We start from the raw sequence: 16,312 nt of genomic DNA on the forward strand, positions 1-16,312 counted from the left end.
TCATGTATTGTCCCTTTTGTCATGCAGAAGAAACCAAAGTCATCGATTCCCGCCTGGTTGCCGAAGGAGCCCAGGTACGCAGGCGGCGTCAGTGCGTAATATGCAATGAGCGGTTTACAACCTTTGAAACTGCGGAATTAATTATGCCGGATATCATCAAGCGTGACGGGGCAAGGGTTCCTTTTAATCTGGAAAATTTACGCCTTGGAATGAAAAAGGCTCTTGAAAAGAGACCGGTTAGCACGGATTTGCTGGAGGAAGCGATAGTTGCCATTACGCAGGACATTCGACGTAGTGGCGAGCGAGAAATACAATCTCGTCAGGTAGGTGAGCTGGTTATGGAACAATTACTTAAATTGGATCATGTAGCTTATGTAAGGTTTGCGTCTGTATATAAACGATTTAAGGATGTGAGTGATTTCAGACAAACTATTGATCAAATGAAAAACGACAAAACGTCCTGAGGTAATAGTGGAAAAAGAAGCAATACGAGGAAAAAGACGAGCGCGGCGATTAGCATTACAAGCGCTGTACCAATGGTTAATGTCTGGCCATGACTTACACGAAATAGAAGCACAGTTCAGAGTAGCTAATAACATGGATAAAGTCGATGCCGACTATTTTTGCAATTTGCTTTACGGCGTTCCAAAGCATTTGCAGGAACTGGAAAGCGGTTTTGAATTGTTTCTCCAGGACCGATCGCTTCAGGAATTAAATCCAATCGAGCATACTGTATTAAGAATAGGTGCCTATGAACTCGTGTATTGTCTGGAAATACCTTACAAAGTAGTTCTGGATGAAGCGGTTAGTCTGGCCCGCGAATTTGGCTCACAGGATGGCCATCGCTATGTGAATGGTGTTCTCAATAATCTTTCAAGAAAAGTTCGTTCACTGGAAGTTAGTCTTGAGCCTAAATGAGTTCTCCCTTATCGATACCTTTTTCAAGTCAGGAGCAATCGAGCGCTCTGATGTAGTTTTTGGAATCGGTGATGATGCAGCCTGCCTGGAGGTTCCTTCAGACAGGCATTTGTTAGTAAGCACTGACACTCTGGTTGCTGAAGTGCATTTTCTAAGTGCTTGGGATCCTTATGATATCGCCTGGAAGGCGGTTATGGTGAATGTCAGTGATATGGCGGCAATGGCTGCCACACCTTGCTGGATAAGTTTAGCATTGACCATGCCTACTGCCTGCGAAAACTGGCTTAGTCGGTTTTCTCAAGGCTTTCAGGCTGCATTGAAACGTTATAATATCGCCTTGATAGGGGGAGATACAACGCGAGGCCCCCTTAGCTTAAGTCTGACCATTCACGGACTTATTCCAAGAGGAAAAGCAGTCAGACGCTGTAATGCAAAGCCTGGCGATACCGTTTGGGTGAGCGGAGAGCTTGGTGCTGCGGCTTTAGCGGTCGCCTATTTACAAGACGATACTATTCTTGCTGAAGATAAAGCCATTCTTATGGATAAGCTTCTTCATCCTGTACCGCGTATTGATTTAACTGGCTATTTACAGCAGTGGGCCAGTGCATGCATTGATATTTCAGATGGCTTGTCAGCAGATCTTAATCACATCTGTGAGCAAAGCGGCGTAGGTGCCTGCATCGCCTGGTCAAAAGTTCCTGTTCATCCCTTAGTCAGTAAGTACCGTCAGAATGCGACAGAATTTGCCATTGCTGGCGGTGATGATTATGAATTATGCTTTACCATTCCCGAGATTCATCAGCAGACTTTTTTTGAAGAAATAACTCGTAGTGGAATGACCTGCTACCCAATAGGCGTAATCGAAGAAGAAAAAGGCTTGCGATTTTTACAAGAAACAGGCAGAGTTTCTCCTTTAATACCCAAAGGGTTTGCTCATTTTTAAAGGTTGAATTCAATGAACCTATCTAGTAAAGTCTGGCAGGATCCTGCTTATTTTATTGCCTTTGGTTTTGGAGCCGGATTGGCCCCTGTTGCACCTGGCACTTGGGGAACGCTTGCCGCCTTTCCCATTTACTTACTGATGTCCTCACTCACCCTGCCTCTCTATTTGTTAATAACTCTGCTGTTTTTTATTCTTGGCGTGTATGTCAGCGATCGAGTATCCGCTGATCTTGGCGAACATGATTATTCCGGGATTGTCTGGGATGAGGTCGTCGGGTTTCTATTAACAATGGCCTTAGTGCCTCCCAGGCTGACGTGGATGATTATCGGATTTTTACTATTTCGGCTTTTCGATATCTGGAAGCCCTGGCCTATTACGATTGCTGATGAAAAAATTAAAGGCGGGTTTGGAATTATGTTTGACGATGTGCTTGCAGCTGTTCCTGCCTGGATAATTTTACAATTATTAATCTGGAGTTTCTCCTGATGAATGAGAGCCATAAAGAACTAATTAATATTGCCCTGACTGTCGGCATCGTATTACTCGCACTTTTCATTGTTCATCGATTTATTCCTTCCATGATCTGGGCAGCGATTATTGCCATTGCGACCTACCCGCTGTACAAGCGCTGGAAGCAGTTTTTTGGCAGGCACCGTAATTGGGCCGCATTGTTATTTACAGCGATTCTGGCTTTGATTTTTCTACTGCCTTTAAGCTGGCTGGTCACCTTACTGGTAAAGGAATTGCAGGTTTTTATTAATTATCTGCAATTAATTAATAAAGAGGGCGGAGATGCGCCAGGAATTATTCAGCAAATTCCAGTGCTTGGTAAAGATTTAACGAACTACTGGCAAAATAATATTGGCCAGCCTGGTAATCTCAGAAATTTTCTATCGAACCTGCATATTTCACTGACGCCGGCGAGTTATTACATTAAGCAAGTAGGGGTTAATCTGGCCCACCGCGGTTTTCAACTTGGGTTTACCATTCTGACCTTATTTTTCTTCTATCGTGATGGAGATAAATTATTTCAGGAAATTAATCGGGTAGGAGAGATTTGCCTTGGGAAACGCTGGTTTCGCTATGCAGACCGTCTGCCATCGGCTCTTCGCGGCACCGTAAACGGTACCATTCTGGTTGGACTTGGAGTGGGTATCTTAATGGGTTTGTGTTATGTCATTGTCGGCGTACCTGCGCCTACTCTGGTTGGTTTTATCACTGCTTTTGCTGCAATGATCCCATTTATTGTGCCAATCGTCTTTACCTTCGTCGCATTAATATTGATTTCAAGCGGCAGCCTGGCGGCAGCCATTGTGGTAGTAGTATGGGGTACGGTGGTGATGTTTATTGCCGATCATTTTATCAAGCCTGTGCTGATTGGCGGGGCAATTGAGCTTCCTTTTTTAGCCGTGCTTTTTGGCATATTGGGTGGAGTTGAAACTTTAGGATTGCTTGGTTTGTTTGTAGGCCCGATTGTGATGGTATTATTCGTGACCTTATGGCAAGAGCAGCAGGGGATACCCTTACAAACATCATAGCAGTAAAAAACAAGATAAATTTGTATTGATTTTGTACAAAAAGTATGGCATTCTATATCTCTAGCCGCTGAACTTGCAATGGGAATTAACCATAGAGTAAGCTGCGCCAAGAGTTGCCATACTATCGAAGTAAAGGGGTGATTATGAATAAAAACTGGCCGACCAGAGATAAAGACATGTACACAGCACAAGTGATCATGGAAGAATATGCCAACAAAAATAAAAGCGAGGCGCTTGGATTGTTTGAACTGGTGGTCGATAAAGAAGAAAAACGAATGAATTTTCGTATTTCTGGCTGGGTGCGAACACTGGCCGAGTATTTCAAATCAGTCTATGGTGCAAATCAGGGTGACTTCGTCACTCGACAAGTGATTAGCCACTGCCTTACGAAGGGCGAAACAATTCACTAATATATTTGAATGACTTAAGGCAATCCCATTTTCAAGCTTCGGGATTGCCGCTCTAAAAGTGATTAAATATCGAACAATTCTGGTGAACTTCTACTATAATTTAACAATCTTTGTTGTTTTATGAGAAGTGCCATGAGAAAACGTACTAAACATCCCAAGCATCAGCCAAAGAAAAAACAATATCTCAGTGATAGCCATTTAGAAGAACTCTCTGGCGGAGGAATGTCTTCTATCAGAGATAGAATCAATGTACTCAATGATCTCAAGGGTAAAGCTATGGACGCAGCGCTGACCGCACGTGCCAATGTGGGATCAGTCACCGGGCCTGCAGCGGATCCAAAAATAAAAGCTGCTGAAGTGCGTAGCGATTCAGTCCGGCAGAAATTTGTCCGCAAACCTTAATGGGACTTAAATTTAATAGCCTGCAAAATTGCTTTAGAATATTTTTGTAATGAACTGCATTAATAAATGAAGGATAGGCGGAACGCTTAGGTTTGGCAGAATGAGACTTTCCCCTAACCATGGCTGCTTTCATTTCCAGATTCCGATGGAATCTCGATAAGATATTGAAACAATTCCACAAAAGTGGTCTATGATTTAATCAAAATAATGAATGGATGCAGTTATGCTTACCCCAAATGGATTACACGCGAATAAAATTGACAGAGTCATGCTGTTGGCTCTTTGGGCCAATACACTGGCAGAGGAAGAGCAAAAGAGCAGAGTTATTTTCGCAGGCGTAGGCAAACCGACATATCCCATTAATGTGCAGACTATTCGTTCTTTTCTGGGATATTGGCAAAAGCTTGAAAATCTGGCCGAAAATGAACGCTTTGATATCGATAACACTGACGGCGAGCATGCGATTGATTATGGAGATCCCAGGGGGGACAAAGGACCTCGTGAATTAATGGCGCAGACTATGTCTGCCTGGTATGAAGCCGACATCAGCCCGGATAATGTCCTGTTTACAGTGGGGGGTATTGGCGCTTTGCGTATTATGTTTGAAACATTGAATACGCATTATGAAGAATATCCAGGTTATCGCATTATTACGCCTTTTCCGCATTATTCAGCGTATGCCAGCAACGAGCTGCATCGTTTGCATCCCATCCATGTGATGAAAGAAAAAGGCTATCATATTAACGCTCAGGCTTTGGAAGACTCTATTCAAGAGGCGCTTTTCCTTGCGGAGGATGATCATGGCTGGCCCAAAGCCGTATTATTCTGTAATCCGTCGAACCCACTGGGAACAATGATTCCCGAGGAAGAGCTTGCCAAAATCGCAGAGGTACTTCGCCGTTATCCTGACTTGTTTATTATTTTTGATGAAGCTTATACAGAAATGAGCTTTGTTAAAATTCCTTCCTTTTTAAAAATCGCTCCGGATTTGAAAAAACGCATTATGATCATGCGCTCCGCAACAAAAGCCTTATCCGCGGCGGGCGAACGTATGGCGGTGATTCTGGTATTTGACGAATTCGTGATGAATGAAATGTTGAATAAAAATATTAACTACTTCTTGCACGCGCCTCGCTCTGCGCAATTGGCATATGCTGAAACCATGGCTCATTTTGATGAAAAGGAAAGAGAGGATCTGGTTTTGTTTTACAAAAAGAAAGTGGACTATGTTTTAATGCGACTAAAAGAAATGGGCGCTGAGATGCCCGATCCTGATTATCAGGTCGAGGCAACTTTTTATGCCCTGGGTGATTTTTCTGATTTATTCGGTTTAGACCTTCCAGCACAGGCGGCTCGTGCACTGCAAAGAACAGGAAAAGTCAACAGCGGTGAGGAACTTGCCTATTATTTGTTGTTTGAAGACAAAATAATGATAGCTCCTTTGTCCTATTATGGGCTGGAAAAAGACTGTCCATTTATGCGAATCACTTGCAGCGCGAGTGAAAGGGATTTAAAAGAATTAATGGACCGGCTCGAGCAGCGCCTGTTCTCTGCAAGAAAAAGGAAATATCAGAGTCTTTTAGAGAATATTGATAGCAATCTGGAAGCTGTTAGACATATAGAGCTTCATTTGTATGAAACAATCCGAAGTAAAATCAATGTGTTGTCAAATGAAGCTGAAACTTGTTTATCGTTGAAAGCAAAGAATCAGTCCTTGAATAAGATTCAGTCTATTATTAATAATCTGTTGGATATCGAGTCTTGAAACAAGGTAGACTTTTGAGTTTCAGGATTTCCAATAATCAAATAGCCCGCCCTTTGTTCCAAAGACCGGATCGCAGGCCGGCAGGACTGTTCCTGCGATGTTTTCATCGACCCTTGGATGTTCTTCCAAAAGTCCGTAGCAAACATCGTAGTCCCGCTCGAAAGGATAGGAGCCTATGCATTTAAAATCGTCCGAACTGCCTGTATTTTTATGAGCAACCCCTGCAGGAATTATAACGACATCGCCACGGCTCACTTCATAAATAATTCCATTATCGCCGCCAAATTGTACTTGGCAATGGCCGGTATAAATTACCAGGGTCTCATGGGTATTGCTATGATAATGCTGGTAATCATAAACAACATCCAGCCAGGAGTTGATCCATTGGTTTTCTTTTAGAAATTGCTGAACATCCTCGACTGATCGTCCGTCCAAATCAAATACGTTCTTATAAATCAATAACGGGTAAATTGAATTATTCGGAAAATACCTGTCCGGCCCAATCAGCGGGTGCAATATTTTTGCTGAGCTTAAAGGAGTTAAATGATTCATTATTCCCCCGGTTCAAGTTATTAAGGCTTAAAATCGCCGAAATACCTGTCATAATCCTGCTTAAAAATATCACTGGCGTGATATTGGCTGATCGCGTTGTTTAACTGTTGCAGTAATTCAAGATTATCTTTATTCACTGCAATGCCATACCCAAAACCATAAGTCTCTTTTTCCCCTAGTACAGCCAGTACACCGGAAGAATGATTGGCCCAGTAAATGGCAGTTGCATTATCCAGCAAGGCCAGATCAATATCTCCATTCTGTAGAGCAACTAAAATGTTGTCCTCTGTATCATAGAGCTCTATTTGTGGATTTTTGATACCCAGGGTTTGGATGAGTTGCGGAAACAAAGTGCCTTCCTCAACGCCAATTTTTTTATTAGAGAGAAGGTCGAGACTAAAGGGTTGCTGGCTTAAGGCTTGTTTTCCCATGAACCGAAACTGACTCAACATATAAGGTGCGGTAAAATTGACGCGTGTCGCGCGGTCAGGCGTTATGGTAATGGCACCGAGCGCCACTTCACTCGTCTTATTTTCAACTTCACCCAAGAGGGAGTGGAAGTGGACTGGTTTGTACTGGCAGGTCCTGTTCATAATTTTACAAAGATGCTCCATCATTTCCACATCAAATCCGTGAAATACATTATTTCCTGCCCGCATCACAAAGGGAGGAGAAAAATTATCCACCGCGATGAGCAGAGGCTCTCCCTGTGCAAAGCCAGCAGTTGAAAATGAGAGCAGGCCTAATAAAAAATAGCGGATAAGTTTCATGGTCCTACCAATTTATAGTTATTTAATTAATATATAGTACCTTTTTATTGTTAATAAACCATTGCTTATGATAAATGTTATTCAGGAACTTTATAAATGACTGATAGAGAGGTGTTTATTGACTCACGATTCCAGCTTTTGGATAAGCATTTTAGCCATGCCGCCCCTCATTTGCGAAAGGGGATAAAAAAGGTTTTGCTAAGCAGCGATTATGCACTGCGTCATATTGAAATTTTTTCAAGATTAGTAGCAGAAGATGATTGCCTGGCTCCGGTTTTTGCCAAAGAGTACCGAGAGCGATTCCAGGCTATACCGAATTCACCCTTTCCCTCCTTTGCCAAAGAAATTCGACAATGTCGGCATTACAGTTTCCTGCGATTACTATTGAGAGAGGCATCGGGCCTGGCTGACACCGCAGAAACAATGCGCTCCTGGTCTGATTTTGCGGATGAAGCCATCCGCAGCGCATTGAGCTATTGCGAGCAGGATGTCAGCCAAAGACATGGTATTCCCCTGGAAGAAAGCGGTGCCCCGGCCCGACTGTATGTATTGGCTATGGGAAAACTGGGTGGAAGAGAGTTAAATTATTCTTCGGATATCGATCTCATCCTTGCGTATTCCAAAGATGGATGGACCGATGGTGAGGAATCCATCAGCAATCAACAGTTCTATATTAAAGTAGTCCAGCGTTTTATACAGTTATTGCAGCAGATCACTGCTGAAGGCTTCGTATTTCGTGTCGACCTGCGATTAAGACCGAATGGAGACAGCGGTGCTTTAGTGGTTAATCTGGCCACTATAGAGAATTATTATCAGGAGCAGGGGAGAGATTGGGAGCGGTACGCAATGGTCAAGGCAAGGCCGCTGGATCTGACAGTTTCTGCCGATCACTGGTTCTATCAACTGATTACACCTTTTGTCTATCGCCGTTATGTTGATTTCAGCGTCATCGAATCACTTCGCAGTATGAAGTCCATGATTATTAGAGAAGTTCAGCTTAATCCTCGCCTGAATGATATTAAACGCGGATCAGGGGGAATTCGGGAAATTGAGTTTATTGTTCAGAATATACAATTAATCAGGGGCGGTCGATTACCTCAATTACAAAAAACCAGTTTATTGGAAGCCCTGGCTACTATAAAGCAAGAAAAATTGCTGACGCGCGCTCAGGTTTTACAAGAAGCCTATTTATTTTATCGGAAACTCGAGAATGCGTTACAGTCACTTAACGATCAGCAAACCCATGTATTGCCTGAAGATGAACTTCGACAATTCCAGATTAGTCAGGCAATGAATTATGCTGACTGGCAGTCAGTTTATTTTAAGCTGAAACAATATCAGCGAATAGTCAGCAATTTATTCAGTTCGATGCTTGCTTATAAAAAAAGCAGCGGACAACTTGAGGATAATTCGAGACTTTTGGAACATCAATTAGCCAGTGTATGGCAGGGACACATCGAGTCGGAAATGGCAACTAACTTACTCGCCAGCATCAACTACCAGCATGCAAAGCGTTGCTATCAGCTGATACATTCATTCAGACATTCTCCTCGTTGTCTTCGTCTTAGCCAGGCTGCGCGCATGATACTGGACCGATTTATGCCGCTATTATTGAAGGAGCTGGCACAGGTCAAAAATACAGAAGCTGTTTTACTTCAGGTCATGCAGCTTCTGGAAAGCGTGGTCGGGCGAAGCGCTTATCTTGCATTACTGACCGAGAATCCGCAGACATTGAACGAATTATTATACTGGTTTTCCCGCAGTCCCTTTATCTCGCAGTTGCTGGTAGCGCATCCTTTCCTGCTTGAAACCTTACTTGAGCCTATGCCCAATTGGACCCCTCCTTCTCGCCTGCAATTGAAGCAGCAGCTTGAAAATAAAATGGCTCACTGCAAAGACCAGGAGGACGAAGAGGAATATTTAAGACAATTCAAACTAAGCCATTGGCTATTGGCTGCAAGAGCCGAACTTCATGGCCGATTAAATGCAATACGCGCCGGACGTTTCCTTGCTGATTTAGCGGAGGCTATTGTTGTTCGGGTTGTTGAGATCGCTTCCAGGCAGCTGGCTTTAAGATATCCTGTTATGGATACCGTATTTCAAGGATTTGCGGTTCTGGCTTATGGTAAACTGGGAAGCCGTGAAATGAATTATAATTCAGATTTGGATTTAGTATTCATTTACACATCAGATGCTGAGCATAGTTCTTTGATCACCCGCCTGACGCAAAAGATTTTACACATGCTAACCACTCGTTTTCAATCCGGTATTTTATACCAGGTCGATACACGTTTACGCCCATCAGGGTCATCAGGTTTATTGGTAAGCAGTTTGTCTTCTTTCGTAACCTATCAGCAAACGGAAGCCTGGACCTGGGAACACCAGGCACTCATTCGATCGCGCGTATTATTGGGGGGGCCGCGTGTGAGAGCCGTTTTCTCGAAACTGAAAGCATCAATATACGCTGAGCAGAGCAATGCCCGGGATGTGCTGGACGAAGTATTGTCAATGCGGGAGAAAATGCTGAAGTTTCAACTGGGACATTCTATTAAAGAGCGGCCGGGTGGATTGGTCGATTTGGAATTTCTGGTTCAATGCCTGATTCTGATTCATGCCAGAAAAAATTACAGCCGATATACGCATACCTTAAGTCTTTTACGGCAATTGGCAAAAGACGATATCCTGAGTAAGGAACAATTTAACTACTTGAAAGAGGCCTATCAAAAATACCATCAGGTTTTACATCTGGGGCTTTTGGAAGATTATGAACCGTCCTGTGAAAAGGAATTGCAGCAGGTTTTTGCGATTAGTGAGGCAATCTATAAGCAGATAAAAACCAGTTAGAAAAGCCGGGAGCGTTCATTAAACTGTGTCCTTACTCACAGGCACGCCGTCATCTCGAACGTAGTGAGAGATCTCCTGAATCTTGGTTTGTGCCAGCATTCGGAGATCTCTCACTACGTTCGAGATGACATGGCCTGACACAGTTTGATGAAGACTCTCGAAAACCCTCCCTCTTAAGCTCTCTCCCCAGAGAGAGAGGAGTTAAGGGGAATTTATAGAGGATTTTTCTGATCATTCTGCGTTTTACTGGAGCCATCTTCCACCAGTTTTTTTCCAAAATGCTGTCTGACCAATACAAAGAATATTGGAACAAAGAATATTGCCAGGAAAGTAGCAGTAAACATACCGCCGACTACGCCAATTCCCACCGCGTTCTGAGCACCAGAACCGGCGCCAGTGCTTAATGCCAGCGGTAATACCCCAAAAATAAAGGCAAGAGAGGTCATCAGAATAGGGCGTAAACGCATTCTTGTGGCTTCGAGCGTTGCCTCAATGAGCGGCTTATGCTCTTTTTCTATTAGATCCTTGGCAAATTCAACGATAAGGATGGCATTTTTCGCTGAAAGGCCCATAGTCGTCAGTAATCCGACCTTGAAATAAATGTCGTTATACATATTGAATAGTTTCGCCGCAATTAATGCGCCGATAATCCCCAGCGGAACCACCAGCATGACTGAAAAGGGAACTGACCAGCTTTCATATAGAGCTGCAAGAGAAAGGAATACCACTAAAAGAGATATCGCATAAAGAGCCGGTGCCTGATTACCTGAGAGTCTTTCCTGATACGACATTCCTGTCCAGTCAAAACCAATGCCGGTGGGTAATTCAGAGGTTAATTTTTCCATCAAAGCCATGGCCGTACCGGTACTCTGGCCTTCTGCCGCTTCACCCAGGATTTCCATTGAAGGTAAGCCATTGTATCGCTCAAGACGCGGCGAACCCTTCTCCCATTTGGCACTGGTGAATGCGGAAAAAGGTACCATTTGCCCATTGCCGCTGCGCACATACCATTCATTGATATCCTGTGGCAGCATCCGAAAACGGGGTGCTCCTTGAACGTATACTTTTTTAACACGTCCTCTATCAATAAAATCATTGACATACACACTGCCCAAGGCGGCGGAAATAGTCTGATTGATATCGGTAATAGATACTCCAAGCGCTTCTGCTTTCTCCTGATCAACGATTAATTTATATTGCGGTGTATCCTCCAGCCCATTCGGTCTTACTCTGACCAGCACATTGGAATGCTCTCCCACCATTTCCATCAGTTTATTGCGTGCTTCTGTGAGTTTCTCATGGCCGAGGCCGCCGCGATCAATTAACTCAAAATCAAATCCGGTGGCAGTACCCAGTTCAATAATGGCCGGTAAATTAAAAGGGAATACCATTCCATCATTAATTATTTTGGCAAATTCCCCGCCAGCCCGATTAATAATTTCCTGCACACTGTTTTCTTTTCCGCTTCGCTCTGACCAGTCTTTCAAAGTGAGGAAGGCGATCCCGTTATTTTGTCCTTTACCGTTGAAACCGAATCCGACCACGGAGAACACGGAAATGACATTGTGCTTCTCTTTGGTTGCGAAATACTCATAGATCTGCTCGGCTACTTTTTGCGTACGTTCCTGAGTCGCTCCCGCAGGCAGCTGTATCATCGTTAGCAACATACCCTGGTCTTCTTCCGGCAGGAAGGAGCCAGGCAGACGCAGAAACAGATAAACCATAGAAATAATGATAATCAGATAAATTAAAAGATAGCGGCCTGTTCTCTTCAATATACTGGCGACTGCATCATGGTACCCATGAGTTGCAGCATGCAGAAAACGGTTAAACCATTTGAAAAGCCATTTGTCATGCCGCTCTTCGCCATAGGGTTTCAAAAGATTGGCGCAAAGGGCAGGTGTCAGGATCAAAGCGATTAGGATTGACAGTACCATTGCAGAGACAATGGTAATGGAAAACTGACGATAAATAGCGCCTGTTGAGCCGCCAAAGAAAGCCATCGGGATGAAAACTGCCGATAAGACCATGGCGATACCTACTAAGGCTCCCTGAATCTGCTTCATGGAACGGTGAGTTGCTTCTTTGGGTGGTAAATTCTCTTCAGCCATCACCCTTTCAACGTTTTCTACCACTACAATGGCATCGTCAACCAGCAGACCAATTGCCAGAATCAGACCGAACATAGTCAGGGTATTAATCGACATGCCAAAAAGGGAAAGCACAGCAAAGGTACCCAGTATGACTACCGGGATGGCAATAGTTGGAATCAGCGTAGCTCTGAAGTTCTGTAAAAACAGATACATAACCAGAAACACCAGTACAAATGCCTCAATAAGGGTTTCTACGACCTTGTGGATCGAAATTTTGACGAAGGGGGTAGTGTCATAGGGGTACACCACCTTTAATCCCGGGGGAAAATAGGGCTCCATCCGTTTCAATTCAGTTTTAATGGCAGCCGCTGTATCGAGTGCATTGGCACCTGTTGTCAGTCTGATTCCGAGCCCTGCTGCAGGCCGGCCATTATACTGGGCAATCAGGTCATAGTTTTCACCGCCCAGTTCAACTTTTGCGACATCCTTCAGGCGCACCTGAGAACCATCTTTATTCACCTTCAAGAGAATTTTTGAGAATTCTTCAGGCGATTTCAGACGCGTCTGGGCAATAATCGATGCATTAAGCTGCTGATTAGATGTAGCTGGCAGTCCACCCAACTGGCCTGCTGCGATCTGATTATTTTGTGCGCGAATGGCTAAGATCACGTCAATGGGCGTTAGCTGATAATTATTTAGCTTGTTGGCATCCATCCAGACGCGCATTGCATATTGGGCGCCAAAAAGCTCCACATTACCTACACCATTGATACGGCCAATCGGATCTTTAAGATAAGAGGACAGATAGTCTCCCAGGTCATACTGGTTTAAGTGGTCATTCTCAGAGTAAACGCCCACAACCAAAAGATAACTGCTGCTTGCCTTTTGAACTACAATACCCTGTTGCTGAACCTCGATTGGCAAAAGAGGCATGGCAAGCTGGAGTTTGTTCTGTACCTGTACCTGTGCGATATCCGGATCGGCTTTAGGATCAAAGGTCAGTGTGATTGTCATGCTGCCTGAGGAGTCGCTCTGAGAGGACATATAAAGCAGGTTGTCAAGCCCTGTCATGTTTTGCTCAATAACCTGAGTCACTGTATCCTGCACGGTCTGAGCATCAGCTCCTGGATAAATAGTGGTTACTGCAATTGACGGCGGTGCTACTGTTGGATATTGCGAAATGGGCAGTTGAAATAAGGCAATACAGCCAGCCACCATAATCATGATGGCGATTACCCAGGCAAAGATAGGACGATTTATAAAAAAATCTGACATAATCAGCCATCCACCTTGGTCTGCTCAGGCTTTTTCTCATCTGGCTTGAGTATTTTAACTTTTGAACCTGGTTTAACCTTCAGTTGTCCACTGACAATAATTTTATCGCCGGCGCTTAGCCCTTTGGTCACCAGCCATTTATCCTTGACAGCCTGCGTGACCGTAATATTGCGTTGTTCAACCTTGTTTTCACTATCAACAATCAGAGCAGTGGCCTTTCCGGTGTTATCGCGGGTGATTCCCTGCTGAGGTACCAGCAGGGCTTTGGGATTAATGCCCATATTCAGCTGTGCGCGAACAAACATTCCCGGCAAAAGCTTGCTATCAGGATTTGGAAAAATTGCTCTTAAAGTAATGGAGCCTGTGGTTTCATCAACCTGAACTTCTGAGAACTCCAGTTTGCCTTTCTGATCGTAGAGGCTGCCGTCATCTAAAAATAACTGAACGGAAATATCCTGTGACTTTCCTTCAGGTTTGCCTTTCTCCAGTTCTTTTTGGAGCTTGAAATAATCATTACTTGACTGGGTAATATCAACAAAAATGGGGTTAAGCTGATGGATAACGGCCATCGCGGTTTGCTGATTGGCTGCCACTAATGCGCCCTCGGTCACACTGGAGCGTCCAATTCGGCCATTAATAGGTGAGAGAACCTTGGTATATTGTAAATTGATCCTGGCTGTTTCAAGCGAGGCCTTGGCGGATTCGACACTGGCTTCTGCCTGTTTGGCATTGGCTACCGCGGTATCATAGTCTTGCTTACTCACAAATTTATTGCCTAGCAATGGCTTATAGCGCTGCACGGTCAGATTAGCAATTTCGAGATTGGCTTCTGCTTTACTGAGTTCGCCCTTGGCGGTATCTACCGCAGCCTGATAAGGGGCGGGATCAATCTGGTATAATGACTGTCCTTCCTTGACATCGCTGCCTTCTGTAAACAGTCGTTTTAAAATAATACCGTTCACTTGCGGGCGTACTTCAGCAATACGATGAGCGCGTACGCGCCCTGGTAGTTCAACCGTGATCGGAAAGGATTGATATTGCAGCTCAACCACGCCAACTTCTGGCTCTCCCCAGGATTGCTGGGCAGGCTTTTCTCCGCAAGCAGTTATCAATAGCAGCGGAGACACCAGAAGACAACGTCTCAGTAAACTGGATAGATAATGATAAGAAGCCCACTTCATTCAAAGCAAACCTGTTAATTATTAATATCCTATGAGTATACGCATGGAATATGGATCAGGTACAGATCTTATTAAGCAGGAGTTGTATAGGCTGCGTATAAATCATAGTCATCGCTGTCAATAATTTCTACATCCAGCAACTGACCGGCTGTGACCTGGCTATCAGGAGGCAGATAAACCAACCCATCAATCTCAGGCGCATCGCTTTTACTGCGGGCAATAATTTGTTCATCATCGACAGAATCTACCAGAACGGTTTGAATACTGCCCACTTTTTCAGCTAATTTATTACGGCTAATTTCAGCCTGCAGCTGCATAAAGCGGTGGTAACGTTCCTCTTTGACTGCATCTGGAACAGGATCTGCCAGTTCATTGGCCTTGGCTCCTTCAACTGGAGAATATTGAAAACAGCCTACTCTGTCGAGCTGGGCTTCCTCGAGAAAGTCGAGTAACTCCTCAAATTCTTCTTCAGTCTCACCGGGGAAACCCACAATAAAAGTCGAACGAATAGTAATCTCGGGGCAAACTTCGCGCCAGGAAGCGATACGTTGCAGCGTGTTTTCACTGCTGGCCGGACGCTTCATAGCTTTTAAAACCCTTGTGCTCGCATGTTGCAGGGGAATGTCCAGATAGGGGAGGATTAAGCCGTCTCGCATTAAAGGAATGATCTCATCAACATGAGGATAAGGATAAACATAATGAAGCCGAACCCACATTCCCAACTCCCCGAGCTCCTGGCATAGATCAAGAAAACGGGTATTCACTGTACGGCCTTGCCACTCAACAGGCTGATAACGGGTATCTACGCCGTAAGCGCTGGTATCCTGAGAAATAACCAGCAACTCCTGTACGCCTGCCTCTTTCAGCTTTCTTGCTTCAGTGAGAACCTGGCTTAAAGGATAGCTTTGCAGTTTCCCACGCATGCTGGGTATGATGCAGAAAGTACATTTCTGATTACATCCTTCGGAGATTTTTAAATAAGCGTAATGGCGGGGTGTTAATTTAATTCCCTGAGGAGGCACTAATTGCGTGAAGGGATCGGTGGGTGGGGGAAGATGGCGGTGAACCGCACGAAGCACCTCTTCATAGGCATGAGCACCACTGATATGCAGGACATCCGGGCAAGCTTCACGAATCACGTCGGCTTTAGCGCCAAGGCAGCCGGTTACAATAACCCGTCCGTTTTCGGCCATTGCTTCTTTAATAGTATCCAGGGATTCAGTGACCGCTGAATCGATAAAACCACAGGTATTGACGACGACTAAGCCGGCACTCTCATAACTGGAAACAAGCTCATAACCCTGGGCGCGTAATTGGGTAATAATCCTCTCTGAATCAACCAGTGCTTTGGGACAACCCAAACTGACAAAGCCCACGCGATGATTCATTGATATCCCCCGAATGCAAAAGGTGACTATTATAACCTTTTGAAGTAGCGACTGTCCAATTAAAAGACGGACAAGCAGGATAACTGGCAGGGCTTGGGATTTCAGAGATCGTAGGTCGGGCGCTTCGCCCGACATTTCGGTTCAGGCCATGCTTATCAACAGTCAGCATAATGATTTGGTGAAAAATGAAATGTCGGGCGAAGCGCCCGACCTACGATTTGATATAATGGGTG

At 44.4% G+C, this 16,312-nt stretch carries 14 protein-coding genes; 9 read left to right on the forward strand and 5 right to left on the reverse strand.

The genetic code is table 11. The features are described from left to right. Positions 1 to 2 precede the first annotated feature (2 nt). The 8 genes from nrdR (at position 3) to LXA66_RS04960 (ending at position 5,976) form a co-directional block, all read left to right on the forward strand. Positions 3 to 464 carry a transcriptional regulator NrdR gene (gene nrdR, locus LXA66_RS04925; RefSeq protein WP_058506149.1) on the forward strand — a complete coding sequence of 154 codons (462 nt, stop codon included), beginning with the start codon at positions 3 to 5 and terminating at the stop codon, positions 462 to 464. Between the two features lie 7 nt (positions 465 to 471). After that, a complete protein-coding gene (nusB, locus tag LXA66_RS04930) occupies positions 472 to 918 on the forward strand; it encodes a transcription antitermination factor NusB (protein WP_112220833.1) in 447 nt (148 codons plus the stop codon). Then, a complete protein-coding gene (thiL, locus tag LXA66_RS04935) occupies positions 854 to 1,861 on the forward strand; it encodes a thiamine-phosphate kinase (RefSeq protein WP_233012260.1) in 1,008 nt (335 codons plus the stop codon). Before nusB ends, thiL begins: the two co-directional genes overlap by 65 nt. 3 nt (positions 1,862 to 1,864) lie before the next feature. Continuing rightward, entirely contained in the window at positions 1,865 to 2,347 is a 483-nt protein-coding gene (locus LXA66_RS04940) for a phosphatidylglycerophosphatase A (protein ID WP_233012261.1), read from the forward strand. Further along, positions 2,347 to 3,399, forward strand: coding sequence for an AI-2E family transporter (locus LXA66_RS04945; RefSeq protein WP_112220836.1), 1,053 nt, complete (start codon positions 2,347 to 2,349; stop codon positions 3,397 to 3,399). The genes LXA66_RS04940 and LXA66_RS04945 overlap by 1 nt, the downstream gene beginning before the upstream one ends. Before the next feature lie 143 nt (positions 3,400 to 3,542). Next, complete coding sequence (locus LXA66_RS04950; protein ID WP_112220837.1) at positions 3,543 to 3,809, forward strand: hypothetical protein; 267 nt, start codon at positions 3,543 to 3,545, stop codon at positions 3,807 to 3,809. A 132-nt stretch (positions 3,810 to 3,941) separates the two neighbouring features. Beyond that, positions 3,942 to 4,211, forward strand: a complete 270-nt coding sequence (locus tag LXA66_RS04955) for a hypothetical protein (protein WP_233012262.1) — start codon at positions 3,942 to 3,944, stop codon at positions 4,209 to 4,211. Between the two features lie 223 nt (positions 4,212 to 4,434). Continuing rightward, complete coding sequence (locus LXA66_RS04960) at positions 4,435 to 5,976, forward strand: pyridoxal phosphate-dependent aminotransferase (protein WP_233012263.1); 1,542 nt, start codon at positions 4,435 to 4,437, stop codon at positions 5,974 to 5,976. Positions 5,977 to 5,997: 21 nt separating this feature from the next. On the opposite strand, the gene LXA66_RS04965 is transcribed toward LXA66_RS04960, so the two are convergent. Both LXA66_RS04965 and LXA66_RS04970 read right to left on the reverse strand, forming a co-directional pair. After that, positions 5,998 to 6,528, reverse strand: a complete 531-nt coding sequence (locus tag LXA66_RS04965) for a cupin domain-containing protein (protein ID WP_233012264.1) — start codon at positions 6,526 to 6,528, stop codon at positions 5,998 to 6,000. 20 nt (positions 6,529 to 6,548) lie between these two features. Next, positions 6,549 to 7,298 (reverse strand): transporter substrate-binding domain-containing protein, encoded by a 750-nt coding sequence (locus LXA66_RS04970; protein WP_112220841.1) that lies wholly within the window; start codon positions 7,296 to 7,298, stop codon positions 6,549 to 6,551. 96 nt (positions 7,299 to 7,394) lie between these two features. On the opposite strand from LXA66_RS04970, the gene glnE reads away from it, so the two are divergent. Then, complete coding sequence (gene glnE / locus LXA66_RS04975) at positions 7,395 to 10,142, forward strand: bifunctional [glutamate--ammonia ligase]-adenylyl-L-tyrosine phosphorylase/[glutamate--ammonia-ligase] adenylyltransferase (protein ID WP_233012265.1); 2,748 nt, start codon at positions 7,395 to 7,397, stop codon at positions 10,140 to 10,142. Between the two features lie 212 nt (positions 10,143 to 10,354). Here the strand turns inward: glnE and LXA66_RS04980 are convergent, their stop codons facing one another. The 3 genes from LXA66_RS04980 to rimO form a co-directional block, all read right to left on the reverse strand. Next, positions 10,355 to 13,510 carry an efflux RND transporter permease subunit gene (locus LXA66_RS04980; RefSeq protein ID WP_233012266.1) on the reverse strand — a complete coding sequence of 1,052 codons (3,156 nt, stop codon included), beginning with the start codon at positions 13,508 to 13,510 and terminating at the stop codon, positions 10,355 to 10,357. Positions 13,511 to 13,512: 2 nt separating this feature from the next. Next, positions 13,513 to 14,691, reverse strand: a complete 1,179-nt coding sequence (locus tag LXA66_RS04985) for an efflux RND transporter periplasmic adaptor subunit (protein WP_233012267.1) — start codon at positions 14,689 to 14,691, stop codon at positions 13,513 to 13,515. A 71-nt stretch (positions 14,692 to 14,762) separates the two neighbouring features. Beyond that, positions 14,763 to 16,079 carry a 30S ribosomal protein S12 methylthiotransferase RimO gene (rimO, locus tag LXA66_RS04990; RefSeq protein WP_233012268.1) on the reverse strand — a complete coding sequence of 439 codons (1,317 nt, stop codon included), beginning with the start codon at positions 16,077 to 16,079 and terminating at the stop codon, positions 14,763 to 14,765. Positions 16,080 to 16,312 lie beyond the last annotated feature (233 nt).

The organism is Legionella sp. 16cNR16C (genome assembly GCF_021297775.1).
GTDB classification, from domain to species: Bacteria; Pseudomonadota; Gammaproteobacteria; order Legionellales; family Legionellaceae; genus Legionella_C; species Legionella_C quinlivanii_A.

Excerpts from the sequence above, each read along its gene's own strand:
- LXA66_RS04955 (WP_233012262.1), top strand. The coding sequence starts at position 3,942 with ATGAGAAAACGTACTAAACATCCCAAGCATCAGCCAAAGAAAAAACAA.
- LXA66_RS04965 (WP_233012264.1), bottom strand. The coding sequence starts at position 6,528 with ATGAATCATTTAACTCCTTTAAGCTCAGCAAAAATATTGCACCCGCTG.
- LXA66_RS04950 (WP_112220837.1), top strand. The coding sequence starts at position 3,543 with ATGAATAAAAACTGGCCGACCAGAGATAAAGACATGTACACAGCACAA.
- LXA66_RS04970 (WP_112220841.1), bottom strand. The coding sequence starts at position 7,298 with ATGAAACTTATCCGCTATTTTTTATTAGGCCTGCTCTCATTTTCAACT.
- thiL (WP_233012260.1), top strand. The coding sequence starts at position 854 with ATGGTGTTCTCAATAATCTTTCAAGAAAAGTTCGTTCACTGGAAGTTA.
- nrdR (WP_058506149.1), top strand. The coding sequence starts at position 3 with ATGTATTGTCCCTTTTGTCATGCAGAAGAAACCAAAGTCATCGATTCC.
- LXA66_RS04960 (WP_233012263.1), top strand. The coding sequence starts at position 4,435 with ATGCTTACCCCAAATGGATTACACGCGAATAAAATTGACAGAGTCATG.
- LXA66_RS04980 (WP_233012266.1), bottom strand. The coding sequence starts at position 13,510 with ATGTCAGATTTTTTTATAAATCGTCCTATCTTTGCCTGGGTAATCGCC.
- glnE (WP_233012265.1), top strand. The coding sequence starts at position 7,395 with ATGACTGATAGAGAGGTGTTTATTGACTCACGATTCCAGCTTTTGGAT.
- rimO (WP_233012268.1), bottom strand. The coding sequence starts at position 16,079 with ATGAATCATCGCGTGGGCTTTGTCAGTTTGGGTTGTCCCAAAGCACTG.
- LXA66_RS04985 (WP_233012267.1), bottom strand. The coding sequence starts at position 14,691 with ATGAAGTGGGCTTCTTATCATTATCTATCCAGTTTACTGAGACGTTGT.
- LXA66_RS04945 (WP_112220836.1), top strand. The coding sequence starts at position 2,347 with ATGAATGAGAGCCATAAAGAACTAATTAATATTGCCCTGACTGTCGGC.